This is a genomic window from Streptomyces sp. NBC_00249 (assembly GCF_026342355.1).
Lineage (GTDB): Bacteria > Actinomycetota > Actinomycetes > Streptomycetales > Streptomycetaceae > Streptomyces.
Window position 1 is genome coordinate 26,517 of the sequence record NZ_JAPEMV010000012.1, and the last position, 12,366, is coordinate 38,882.

Sequence of the window (12,366 nt, forward strand, 5' to 3'; positions counted from 1 at the left end):
GCGACGTATCACCCTTGAGGAACGCTCGAATCGCGGGATAGTGTTTTCGTATTGCACGACGGAGCGGGTCGGCGCGGGGGTCCGGAAAATACCCGGAAAATACGCCCACCCCTCCCGGAGAGGACATCAAGAAAAATGCGGTTCAACATCCTTGGCCCTATGGAAGTCCTGCACGAAAATGGACACTACACACCGACCGCACCCAAGGCCCGAAATACATTGGCCTTGCTGCTGTCGCGCGCCAATCAAGTGGTCGAGATACCCGCCCTTATTGACGAATTGTGGACCGACTGTCCGCCGCGCAGCGCCGTCACCACCGCACAGACTTATATCTACCAATTGCGGAAAATGCTCTGCAAGGCAGTTGGCAGCGAATCGGCCGGGGAAATTCTCGTCACCAAGGCCCCGGGATACAGCCTGCGGATCGGGGACGGAGTGATCGACGCCCAGGTCTTCGAACAGCGATCCGCGGAGGGCAAGCGACTGCTGGCGGCGGGGCGGCCGGAGGAGGCGTCGCGCCGGCTGCAGGAGGCCCTCGCGCTCTGGCGAGGCCCGGCGCTTTCCGACGTCAACGCAGGTAGGATCCTTGAAGCCCACGTGGTGCAGCTGGAGGAGAGCCGCCTCGGGACCCTGCAGCTGCGCATCGAGGCCGACATGAAGCTGCGGCGGTTCCGGGAGCTGGTCCCCGAGCTGCGCTCCCTGGTCGCCACCCACCCGCTCAACGAATGGCTGCACGCCCAACTGATTACCTGCCTCAGATATTCCGGCCGACGGGGAGAAGCCCTGCAGGCCTACCAGTCACTTCGGCGAGTCCTGGACGACGAGCTGGGACTGCACCCTTCACTCCCCCTCCAGCGGCTGGAGCAATACCTGTTGACAGATCCGGTACGCGAAGAAGTGGCCCCGGTCACCATGCCCGTATCGGCCTGACACTCAGAGCCGGAAAGCCTTTAGGAAGCCTTGGGAAATCCTTTAGCCAGACCCCCCTACCGGCCGGTTGCCTGCGATCGATCTTGGTGCTAGCGTCGAAGGCTGATTCAGCCTACATCTACACGGGGGAGATGGTAGATGAAAGGAAGAGGCGATCTCGGCCGCACAATGACCGATGCACGGCCGATCAGCGTATTCGTCGCCGACGAGAACACCATATTTCGAGAAGGCCTGCGCACGATCGTCAACCGGGACGAGGGCTTATCCGTGGTCGGGCACGGCCCGACCACGGAGGGCGGTCTGCTGGAGAACATCGTCGACGCGCAACCCGATGTCATTCTGCTGGGGCTCGACCAGGTCACCGCCGACCACGTGGAGACCCTCGTCGCCGGAGTCGTCCGGGCGGCACCGCATGCCGACACCATCGTCCTGGCCTCTTCCGTGCAGGCCGGTGTGCTCCAGCAGATGATGGGCATCGGGGTGCGGGCCTATCTCCCGAAGGACGTTCCGCACCGGTACTTGCTCTCGGCCGTCTACATGAGCAGGTTCGACGTGAGCGGTCACGGGAACAGTCGCATGGGGTTCCTGCTGCCGCGGCCCGACAAGGCACACGGCCCACCGGCCGGTGTGCTGTCCACCCGGGAACGGGAAGTCGTCGAACTCGTCGGCAAGGCCATGACGAACGCGCAGATCGGCCGTCAGCTCAGCATCTCCGAAGGGACCGTCAAACGGCACCTGCACAACATCTTCGTGAAACTGCAGGCCGTGTCCCGACTGGACGCGGTCAACAAGGCCGTCGCCCTCTGCCTGATCATGGTCAACTGACCGCGCCGGCAACGGCGGCGGACGGAGGTCCCCAGGCGCGGGCCACCTCCATCACGTATCGCCCGTACTCCGAGGTGGCCAGGCGTTCGCCCAGCCGGTGGCAGGCGTCCGCGTCGATGAACCCCATGCGTAGGGAGATCTCTTCCAGGCAGGCGATGCGGACGCGCTGCCGGCTCTCCATGATGCCGACGAACTGGCTCGCGGCGAGGAGTGCCTGCGGCGTGCCCGTATCCAGCCAGGTGTAGCCGCGGCGCAGGTCGACGAGGCGGGCGCGGCCCTCGGCCAGGTAGGCGAGGTTCACATCGGTGATCTCGAGCTCTCCGCGCGGCGACGGCTTGATGTTCTTGGCGACGTCCACCACGTCGTTGCTGTAGAAGTAGAGCCCGGTGATGGCACGGTTGGACCGGGGCAGCGCCGGCTTCTCCTCGATGGAGAGGAGGCGTCCTTGCTCGTCGACCTCTCCGACGCCGTAGCGTTCGGGGTCGCTCACCTGGTAGCCGAACAGAACGCAGCCGTCCACGTCCCGCGCGTTCTTCTGCAGCAACGGCGAGAGGCCGGGGCCGTGGAAGAGGTTGTCGCCGAGGACGAGGGCCACGGAGTCGTCGCCGATGTGGTCGGCGCCGATGAGCAGCGCCTCCGCGAGTCCCTTGGGCTGCTCCTGCTCGGCGTAGCTGAAGCTCACGCCCAGCTCGCTGCCGTCCCCGAGCAGTCTGCGGAACTGCGGCAGGTCCGCGGGTGAGGAGATGATCAGGATGTCGGTGATCCCGGAGAGCATGAGCACCGAGATCGGGTAGTAGACGGTCGGCTTGTCGTAGACCGGCATCAGCTGCTTGGACACCGCGAGCGTCGTGGGGTACAGGCGTGTCCCACTGCCGCCCGCGAGCACGATTCCTTTCACGTCCTGCGTTCTCCGTCCGTTGCGAGTGGGCCCGTTCCCAGGGAGTGGGCGGCCTCAACGGCAGCACACCACCCGGGTTTCGTGGCGTTGTGGTGCCCCGATCCAGTCCCGGCCAGGCGCTTCGAGCCGTCGTCGAAGGTCCCTTGCGAGGGTGTGCGCCTTCCCGCTTCACCGACGCGCGGCGACAGGAGAACCGACATGCGCGTACTCGTCATGACCAGCCCGGTGCCGACCCATCTCACACCGGTCGTCCCGCTCGCCTGGGCGTTGCGGGCGGCGGGCCACGAGGTGCTCGTGGCCTGCCAGCCGGAGGTGGAGGCCGCGGCGCGGCGGGCGGGGCTGTGCGTCGCGGTCGTCGAAGCGGTGGACGACGACAGCTCCCGGCGGGAACGGGCGGCGGCGGAGCGGGCGGCGGCCGGTCCGGGGCCTTCACCCGCGGCGGGCGGCGACGGACCACCGTGGCCGGTGCTGGCACAGAAGTGGCGCGGCCGGACGGCAGGGGTACTGGCCCCTTCCACGGCGGTGGCCAGGCGGTGGCGACCGGACCTGATCGTCGCCGACCCCCTAGAGTTCGCGGCTCCGTTCGTCGCCGCCGACCTCGGCGTGCCGTTCGTCCACCACCGCTGGGGTGTGGACCGGTTCGGCGACGAGCGGTGGCGTCAGGCGCGGCACGCACTGTCGTACTGGTGCGCGGCGCGGGGACCGGGGGCCCTGCCGGAGCCGGCGCTGGTCCTCGACCCGTGCCCGCCCGGCCTGCAGGAACCGGGGCTGAGCGCGGGCGGGGGGATCCGCTTCGGCGCGTACAACGGCAGCGGCAGCCTGCCGTGGCGGGCCGCCGCGCGCGGCGGCCGCGTCTGCGTGACCTTCGGTACCCGTACGGTGGCCCTCGACGGGGCCGGGCCGTTGCGGAGTACTCTGCGGGCGCTCGGCGGGACGGCCGGGCCGGCCGGGCCGGGCGGTGTCGTGGTGGCGGCGGCCGCGGGCACCGGGGCCCTGCTCGGCAGGGTACCGGCGGGCGTCGAACTGCTGGAGGACGTACCGCTCAACCTGATCCTCGGCCGGTGTTCCCTGGTGGTGCACCACGGCGGCGGCGGGACGACGCTGACCGCGGCGTCGTTCGGGCTGCCGCAGCTGGTGCTGCCGCAGGCCCCGTACCTGGTGGAGCACGGTGAGCGGCTGGCTGCCTGCGGGGCGGGCGAGGTGCTGGACCGGGACGCCCAGGAGACGGAGGGCATCCGCGCCGCGGCGGAGCGGCTCCTGTCCTCGCCCCGGGTCGCGGGGGCGGCGCGCCGGCTCGCGGCGGAAATGGGCGCGATGACCACGGCGGCCGGGTGGGTGGCACCTCTTGAGGAGATCGCCGGGCGCGTGCGGGTGTGAGAACGCGGACGGCCGGGCGGAGCGGGGCGTGTTCTCGCACGCCCCGCTCCGCCCGGCCTGGTGCGCGGGCCGGCCTCGCTCGGGGGTTTACGCTGCCGGACCGCGGTTCCTGGGGCCGCTCAGCCCCGGCCGGGGCCGGCCGCCGGGGATCCGGTGGCGGGGGCGGCCCCGACCCAGCCGGGTTCGGCGCTGTCCATGTTCTCCTTCACGAAGAAGGACAGGACGACGGCGAGGACCGAGACGGCCGCCGCGGTGAGGTAGAGGACGTGGTTGGCGGATACGAAGGCGTCCACGACGGTCTCCCGCACCGGGGCGGGGAGCCGTTCCACAGATCCGAGGTTCGCCACGTTGCCCTCGAGCTGGTCGCGGACCTCCGGCGGCAGCTTGGAGTCGAACGACGCGTTGAGCAGGACACCGAGCAGGGCGGTGCCGAGGGCCTGGCCCATCCGGCCGAGGAAGCGGACGGAGGTCGTGGCAACACCCAGCTGATGGGGTGCCACGGAATTCTGCACGGCGAGGACCGAGACCTGCATGAGGCCGCCGAGGCCGGAGCCCAGCAGGAAGAGGTCGACGGCGATCACCCACGGGGGCGTGCCCGCGCCGAGCAGGCCGAGCAGGACCAGGGCGGCGGTGCACAGCAGGTTGCCGAGTACGAGCACCCTGCGGAAGCGGCCGGAGCGCGAGATCCACAGGCCGCCGGAGGTGGAGAAGAGCACCAGGCCGGCCGCGAGGGGGACGGTGAACAGGGCGGAGCTGGTGGGCGTCTGGGCGCGCGCGATCTGCATGTACGTGGCCAGGTAGACGGGCGCCGACATGACCGCGAGGCCGGTGACGATCTGGAGCGGGGCGACGGTGCGGTAGACCGGGTTGCGGAACAGCGACAGGGGCAGGATCGGCGCGGTCACGCGCAGCTCCCACCAGATGAAGAAGGCGGTGATCAGTACTCCGGCCGCCCCCATCGCCAGGATCAGCGGCGAGGTCCAGGCGTACCGGGTGCCGCCCCAGTCGGTGACCAGCAGGATGATGCTGGCCGCCGCGGCGAGCAGGACCGCTCCGAGGATGTCCACGGGCTCGCGGCGGCGCGGTCCGGCCGGCAGGCGCAGCGCGTACAGCATGATCGCCAGGGCGGCGATGCCGAGGGGCACGTTGATGTAGAACAGCCAGCGCCAGCCCATGTGTTCACTGACGACGCCGCCGAGCAGCGGGCCCGCGACGCTGCCGCCGCCGATGATCGCGCCGCCGAGTCCGGAGCGGCGTGCCCGGTCCTTGGGGGGCGAGATCATCGCGACGATGACCAGGGTCACGCCGACGAGGCCGCCGGCGCCGAGTCCCTGGACGGTGCGGTAGACGATGAGCTGGGGCATGCTCTGCGCGGTCCCGCAGAGCATCGAGCCGACGAGGAACAGGCTGATGGCGGCGAGGAAGACCTTCTTCGGGCCGAAGATGTCGCTCAACTTGCCGTACAGCGGCTGCGTGGCCGTGGATGCGAGCAGGTAGACGGTGAAGAGCCAGGGCAGCAGGCCGAGCCCGTCCTGGGGAGCGAGGTCCCTGGCAATGGTCCATGCGGCGCTGCCGACGATGGTCTGGTCGAGGCTGGCGAGGAGCAGGGTGCCGAGGGCGCTGACCGAGATCCATTTGATCATGTGCGGCGACATCGGTTTCGGCTCCTCGGGCGCCGGCTTCGCCGTGGTGGCGGTCGCATCGCTCATCTCTGCGTGACTCCCTGGTCGTCAGCGGTCGCGGCACCGGCGTGCCGCTCGTCCGATGTCACGGTGGGCGGCCCGGCTGAGCGCGGCCTGTCAGGGACCTGAGCCGGAGCCGGCCCTCCTGCGCCCGGCCGAACCCGGGTTGTTCTGTAGAAGTTCTAGATGTAGTGTGATCTTCGTTGGTGATGTTCTACAGAAGTTCTACAGAACGTGAGAGGTGGAGACACCATGTCCGACGCAGAGATCCCCCCCACCGCGGAGTCCTTCGCCGTGCGCGCCGTGCCGCCCGTGGTCCCGCAGGCGGAACCGGCTCTGGCGCCCGCGCCGTTCCGGGCGGCCACGGCGCTCGACGCCTCCCGGCCTCCCGCCCAGGTGACGGCGCAGGGCCACAAGCCCGGCCGCGGGGACATCCGGACCGCCGCACTGTCCCTGCTGTCCTCGACGGATCAGCTGAACGGGTACCAGATCGTCCAGCTGATCGCCGAGCGCAGCTCCGGGGTGTGGCAGCCCAGCCCCGGCGCCGTCTACCCCGCGCTCCAGCAGTTGGAGGCGGACGCCCTGATCGAGCAGGTCGAGGGCGGCACCCGCAAGACCTACCGGCTCACCGACGCCGGCCGAGCCCACGCAGCCGGAGGCCAGAGCGAGGCGGAAGCCCTGTGGCGGAGCGTGGAGTCCGCCACCGACCCCCGGGCGCAGGAAATCGACACCCTCTGCGGACAAGTGGTGACCGCCGTACGGCACGCGCTGCACGACGCGGACGACGCCCGGTACGCGGGAACCCGGCAGGTGCTCCTGGACGCGCGCCGCTCCCTCTACCGGATGCTCGCCGAGGAGGACGACCGCCGGTCGTAGGGAGGCGGGACGAACAGCCGGAGGCGGGCCGCGGACGCGGCCCGCCTCCAACCGCTTCCGAAGCAGTCTGGACGGGGCTTCCCCACGATGGGCGCCACAAATGCCCCTCGTCAGCCGTCAGGGAGAGCCTCGATGCGTGTGCTGTTCATGAGTACCCCGGTGTCCACCCACTTCGCGCCTTCCATCCCTCTGGGCTGGGCGCTCCGTGCGGCGGGGCACGAGGTGCTGGTCGCCGGTCAGCCGGACATCATCGGCACGGCGCACGGGGCCGGTCTGAACACCGCCGTCGTCGGCGAGTACTTCGACGCCCTGGAGCCGCTCACCTCCGGCCTGCCCGAGGGCAAGCGGCCGATCGAGGTGGGGCACACCCGTGTGAAGGACGGCCACTGGGAGGCCGTGAACAAGATCTGGCTCATCCACTGCCGCTACATGGTGTCCCAGTACCTGGCGCTCGCCCGGGAGTGGAAGCCCGACCTGATCGTGGCCGACCCCCTGGAGTTCAGCGCGCTGATCGTAGGCGGCATGCTCGGCATCCCGACGGTGAACCGCCGGTGGGGCGTCGACCCCGCGGGCTTCCCCGGGCAGGAGATGGCCCGCCGGACCATGGGCACCATGCTCGGCCGGCTCGGCCTGGACGGCCTGCCCCGCCCGGCCATGGTCCTCGACCCCTGCCCGCCCAGCCTCCAGGTCCCCGAGGCCCCGCCGAGCCAGGGCATGCGGTACATCCCGTTCAACGGCACCGGAACGCTGCCGGACTGGGCGAAGGACAAGCCGCGCGGGCGGCAGCGGGTCTGCGTGACCTTCGGCAGGCTCACCGCCGCGCTCAACGGACTGCCCCTGTTCCGCGCCGTCGCCGAGGCCGCCGGCGAACTCGACGACGTGGAGACCGTCCTGACCCTGGAACCCGAGTTCCAGGCCGCTCTGGGACCCGTACCGCCGTCCGTCCGGGTCGTCGACCCGGCCCCCCTCAACCTGTTCCTCGACACCTGCGACGCGGTCGTGCACCACGGCGGCGCCAGTTCCACGCTCACCGCGGCCGCGTTCGGGCTTCCGCAGCTCGTCCTGCCCGGCATCACCGACACCTTCGTCGTCGCCGACCGCGTCGAGGCCGTCGGCGCGGGCCGCAAGCTCGACGAGGCACGGACGCAGAACGACCCCGCCCAGATCCGCGACGCGCTGCGGGCCGTCCTCGACTCCCCCTCGTACGCCGAGGGAGCGGCCCGGCTGCGCGAGGAGATGGCCACCATGGCGACGCCCGCGCAACTGGTGCCCGTACTCGAAGAGCTGGCGGGCTGAGCGCATGCGGGTCCTCTTCGCGTCCGTCTCCGTACCCAGTCACCTGCTGCCCATGGTGCCCCTCGCGGGAGCCCTGCGCGCCGCGGGTCACGAGGTGCTGCTGGCCGGCCAGCCCGATCTGCTGCCGCACGCCGAAGCCTCGGGGTTCGTCACCGCCGCGGTCGGCAGCGAGCAGCTGGAGGCCGACCGGCGCCGGCGGATGGCGCAGGTCGCACGACAGCAGGCCGCGGCGCCGGGCGGCACGTGGCAGCCGACCTGGGAACAGCTCGCCGAGCGCTGGCGTCAACGGGTCGACGCCGTCATCGACGACCACCTGGAGCTCGCCCGGTGGTGGCGGCCCGACCTGATCGTGGCCGACCCCCTGGAGTTCGGCGCGCGGGTGCTCGGCGGCGTGCTCGGTGTTCCCGTGGTGGTGCACCGCTGGGGCCCGGAGACCATGTCGACCGAGTCCGCCGGGCCCGCCCGGGAGGCGCTCGCGGAGATCTGCGCCCGCGTCGGGCTGCCCTCGGGGCTCGGCGCTCCGGCGGCGGTGCTCGACCCGTGCCCTCCGGGCCTCCAGTTCCCGTCGGCCGCGCCGGCCCTGTCCGTCCGGCACGTCCCCTTCAACGGCTCGGGCTCCGTTCCCGCATGGACGCGTGAGGACACCGGGGGACGGCAGCGGGTGTGCGTCTCGCTGGGCAGCATGCCCGGGGACCTCGGCGGGTTGTCCCTGCTGCGCTCCCTGGTGTCCGCGGTGTCCGACGAGGACCGGATCGAGCTGGTCGTCCCCCTCGCGGCGGAGCTGCGTGACCAGCTGGGCGGACTCCCCGAGTTCGTCCGCGTGGTCGATCCGGCGCCGTTGAACCTCTTCCTGGACACCTGTGCGGCCGTCGTCCACCACGGGGGGTCCGGTACGGCGCTCACGGCGATCGCCCACGGGCTGCCGCAGCTGGTGCTGCCCCAGTTCAACCCGGCGCTGGCGATGTGCGGGGAGCGGGTGGCGGCCGTCGGGGCCGGTGTGAACGTCCCCTCGCAGGACCAGCTCGACGGCGGCCGGGTCGCCGCGGGCCTGCGGACCGTACTCGGGGAGCGGAGTCTGCGCGAGCGTGCCGGGGAGCTGCGCGCCCTGATGGCCGGCCAGCCCACCCCGGCGGACGTGGTCGGCCTGCTGGAGTCCTTGCGGTAGGCGGCCCCGCACCGATCGCCCCGTGTCCCGCGCCCCGCGCCCCCGTCAGGGCGCGGGGCGCTCGCCCGCCTCGGCGCGCAGCAGCGCGACCGCCGCCCGGTGGCCCGTACCGGCGCCGCGGCGGTACGAGGCGAGGTAGTCCTCCCGGGGCAGCGCCGCCCGTACACCCGCGGTCACGCGGGCGGAGTCCGGGCCGGACGCGGCGCTCTCCGGGGTACCGCGCAGCGTGTCGGCCGCGCCCAGCAGACGGGCTGCCCGCAGCGGCCGGCCATCGGCCAGTTCCACGTCCGCGAGGAGCTCCAGGAGCCGGGCGACGATGCCCGGTTCCGGGGTGGGCGGCAACTGCCCGACCGCCTTCGCGAACCGCTCGCGCGCCGGTCCGGTGCGGCCGTCGGCGACCTCGACCGAGCCGAGGGAAGCCAGCAGCAGGGTGTGCACCTGGTCGATGCCCTGTCCCGTCGCCTCGAAGTCTCCGAGGGCCCGCTCCAGCCACTGCCGGGCCCGGCCGGTCGCACCGGCCCAGCGCGCGACGTCGCCCATCGCCTGCTGGGCAAGTACCCGCTGCTCCCCCGCTCCCAGCTCGTCGGCCAGTTCCAGGGCGGCGCCGAGCTCCTCCTGTGCCCGCTCCAGGTCCCCGTCGTAGGCCCGTTCCGTGGCCAGGCGCACCATCAGCAGCGGCTGGTCCTCACGGTCCCCGAGTTCACCGATGAGCCGCAGGGCCTCTTCGAGCGCGTCGATCGCCGCCCGCCGCTCCCCGCGCGAGCTGTGCGCCTCCGCTCCGGCGACGAGCACCTGTGCGGTGCCCCAGCGTTCGCCGATGCCACGGAACAGCTGCGCCGCGAGGTCGTAGTCCGCGGCCCCCCGCTGCGTCTCGCCGAGGGTCGTCTCGATCTGGCCGCGGTGCAGGTGGGCGAGACCGCGCACCCAGGGGTCGGCGTCGCGGGAGCGGCGCCGGACCGACTCCAGGAGGAAGCCGTCGCCGCTGAGCATGTTCGCGATGGGTTCGAACAGGCCGAGAGCCGGATGGGAGAAGGGGTCGCCGTCCCGCTCCATGCCGTCGATCAGCTCGCGCACCTCGGCCATCCGCGCCCGGAATCCCACGGGGTCCGAGCCCTCGCCCACCAGCTGCGGCAGCGCGGTGACCAGGGCCAGTGCGCGCGCGGCGGGAGGCACTGGGGCCGGGTCGAGAGCCAGGGCCCGCTCCGCCCACTCGGCCGCCTCCTGACGGAAGCCGCGCAGGAACCAGTACCAGCCGAGCGCGGCGACCAGGCGTGTGGCGATCTCGCTCTCGCCCTGCTCGGCGGCCCAGTTGAGCGCGGCCGTGAACTCGTCGTGCTCCAGGGTCAGGCGCCGCAGCCAGGTGAGCTGGTCGTGGCGGCGCAGCTGCGGCTCGGCACGTTCGGCGAGGGCGAGGAAGTACCGGGCGTGCTGGTGCCTGGGGTCCTCCCCCAGGCCGCTCGCGTCCAGTTTGGCCAGCGCGAAGGCGCGTACGGTCTCGAGCATGTGGAAGCGCGGTTCGCCGTCCCGGTCATTGATGGTCAGGAAGGATTTGCCGACGAGTCCGTGGAGGAGTCCGAGCACCTCCTCCTGGCGCGGCGCCCCATCGCCGGAGCCCGGGGTGCAGGCGGTGACCCGCTCGACCGCGTCGAGGAAGGCACCGCTGCGGAACACGCAGAAACGCATCGCGAGTTCGCGTTCACCCACGCTGAGGAGTTCCCAGCTCCAGTCGACGACGGCGTGCAGGGTCTGCTGGCGCGGCAGCGCCGTCCTGCTGCCGGCGGTGAGCAGCGCGAAGCGGTCGTCGAGGCGGGATCGGACCTGTTCCGGGGACATGGAGCGCAGCCGGGTCGCGGCCAGCTCGATGGCGAGGGGGAGTCCGTCGAGGGCGCGGCAGATGTCCAGGACGACGGCCACGTTCTCGTGGGTGACGCGGAACGAGGGGCGGGCGGCCGCGGCGCGCTCGCTGAAGAGCCGCACCACGGGGCTGCGCACGGCGAGCTCGGCGGGGGTCACCGCCTCCGGCACGGGCAGCGGATCGACCTGTATCAGCTGCTCGCCGGTGATGCCGAGGGGTTCCCGGCTGGTGGCGAGGACCCGCAGCTGCGGGCAGTGCGCGAGCAGCCGGTCCACGAGCGCGGCGGCGGACGCGACGACCTGCTCGCAGTTGTCCATGACCAGCAGGAGCCGCTTGTCCCGCAGGGCCTGCTCCAGCCGCTCCTGGGGGCCCGGGGTGCTGGCGGGCTGTGCGATCAGCCCGTCGGCCCGCAGCCCCAGCACGGAGACGAGGGCCCGGGGCACGTCGGAGGAGTCGGTGACGGAGGCCAGTTCGACCATCCACACCCCGTCGGGCATGGCGTCGACCAGGCGGGAGGCGCACTCGGAGGCGAGCCGGGTCTTGCCCGCGCCGCCCGGGCCGACGAGGGTGAGCAGGCGCGAGTCCTCCAGGAGCCGCTCGACCTGGGCGACCTCTTCCTCGCGCCCGACGAAGTGGGTGAGCTGGGCGCGCACGTTGGTGCGGCGACGCGGTGCGGTGTTGCGGGCCGGCCGTGGCGGCGGCGCGCCGCCTTCGCCGCGCAGCACGGCCAGGTGCGCCGCGGCCAGTTCGGGTCCGGGGTCGACGCCGAGCTCGTTCGACAGGCGGCGACGGACGTCCTCGTAGGCGGCGAGGGCATCGGCCCGGCGTCCGGCGCTGAACAGGGCCCGCATCAGCTGGGCGCGCGGCCGTTCGCGCAGCGGGTGCGCGGCGACGAGCATCTCCAGTTCGGGGACGAGGCCGGACCCCGCGCCCAGGGCCAGCTCGGCTTCGACGCGGTCCTCGGTGACGGCCAGCCGCAGTTCTTCGAGCCGGTCGCGGTGCAGCCGTACGGAACCCGCGTCGTCGAGGTCGGCCAGGGCAGGCCCCCGCCACAGCGCGAGGGCGGAGCGGAAGGCGGCGGCCGCCTCGGCGTCGTCCGAGCCGGCCAGGGTACGACCGTGCGCCACCAGTCGCTCGAACCGCCAGGAGTCCAGGGCTTCGGGCTCCAGGGCGAGGCGGTATGCCCTCGGACGGGACTCCACCAGGCCCTCCGGCAGCGCCCGGCGCAGCCGGGACACCAGTACCTGGAGGGCGTTGGCGGCGCCGGCGGGGCGCTCGTCCTCGTCCCAGAGCTCCTCGATGAGCCGCTCGCTGGGGACGGGCCGCCCGCCGGCCAGCGCCAGAAGGGCGACGAGTGCGCGCAGCCGGCTCCCCGGCACGGCGACGGCCGTACCGTCCTCGGTCCGGACTTCCAGCTCACCCAGTATGTCGACGCGCACCGTACTCACCACGCGCCCATTGT

General features: G+C 72.2%; 9 protein-coding genes. 6 read left to right on the forward strand and 3 right to left on the reverse strand.

All coding sequences use genetic code 11. The features are described 5' to 3' along the window. The first annotated feature begins 159 nt into the window (after positions 1-159). Positions 160-930 carry an AfsR/SARP family transcriptional regulator gene (locus tag OOK31_RS37285; protein ID WP_267091881.1) on the forward strand — a complete coding sequence of 257 codons (771 nt, stop codon included), beginning with the start codon at positions 160-162 and terminating at the stop codon, positions 928-930. Positions 931-1,098: 168 nt separating this feature from the next. Continuing rightward, entirely contained in the window at positions 1,099-1,755 is a 657-nt protein-coding gene (locus tag OOK31_RS37290; RefSeq protein ID WP_267091882.1) for a response regulator transcription factor, read from the forward strand. On the opposite strand, the gene rfbA is transcribed toward OOK31_RS37290, so the two are convergent. Further along, positions 1,748-2,653: a glucose-1-phosphate thymidylyltransferase RfbA gene (gene rfbA / locus OOK31_RS37295; RefSeq protein ID WP_267091883.1), complete on the reverse strand. Its 906-nt coding sequence runs from the start codon at positions 2,651-2,653 to the stop codon at positions 1,748-1,750. The genes OOK31_RS37290 and rfbA overlap by 8 nt on opposite strands. A gap of 198 nt (positions 2,654-2,851) precedes the next feature. Between rfbA and OOK31_RS37300 the strand changes: the two genes are divergently transcribed. Next, complete coding sequence (locus OOK31_RS37300; RefSeq protein WP_267091884.1) at positions 2,852-4,030, forward strand: nucleotide disphospho-sugar-binding domain-containing protein; 1,179 nt, start codon at positions 2,852-2,854, stop codon at positions 4,028-4,030. 119 nt (positions 4,031-4,149) lie between these two features. Here the strand turns inward: OOK31_RS37300 and OOK31_RS37305 are convergent, their stop codons facing one another. After that, on the reverse strand, positions 4,150-5,739 hold the full coding sequence (locus OOK31_RS37305; protein ID WP_267091885.1) for an MFS transporter: 1,590 nt from the start codon (positions 5,737-5,739) through the stop codon (positions 4,150-4,152). 225 nt (positions 5,740-5,964) lie between these two features. Between OOK31_RS37305 and OOK31_RS37310 the strand changes: the two genes are divergently transcribed. The 3 genes from OOK31_RS37310 to OOK31_RS37320 all read left to right on the forward strand — a co-directional run bounded on the left by OOK31_RS37310 (position 5,965) and on the right by OOK31_RS37320 (position 9,049). Next, complete coding sequence (locus OOK31_RS37310) at positions 5,965-6,588, forward strand: PadR family transcriptional regulator (protein ID WP_267091886.1); 624 nt, start codon at positions 5,965-5,967, stop codon at positions 6,586-6,588. 132 nt (positions 6,589-6,720) lie between these two features. After that, positions 6,721-7,884 (forward strand): nucleotide disphospho-sugar-binding domain-containing protein, encoded by a 1,164-nt coding sequence (locus OOK31_RS37315; RefSeq protein ID WP_267091887.1) that lies wholly within the window; start codon positions 6,721-6,723, stop codon positions 7,882-7,884. A 4-nt stretch (positions 7,885-7,888) separates the two neighbouring features. After that, complete coding sequence (locus tag OOK31_RS37320) at positions 7,889-9,049, forward strand: nucleotide disphospho-sugar-binding domain-containing protein (RefSeq protein WP_267091888.1); 1,161 nt, start codon at positions 7,889-7,891, stop codon at positions 9,047-9,049. Between the two features lie 45 nt (positions 9,050-9,094). Here the strand turns inward: OOK31_RS37320 and OOK31_RS37325 are convergent, their stop codons facing one another. Next, positions 9,095-12,355, reverse strand: a complete 3,261-nt coding sequence (locus OOK31_RS37325) for a BTAD domain-containing putative transcriptional regulator (RefSeq protein ID WP_267091889.1) — start codon at positions 12,353-12,355, stop codon at positions 9,095-9,097. Between the last annotated feature and the right edge of the window lie 11 nt (positions 12,356-12,366).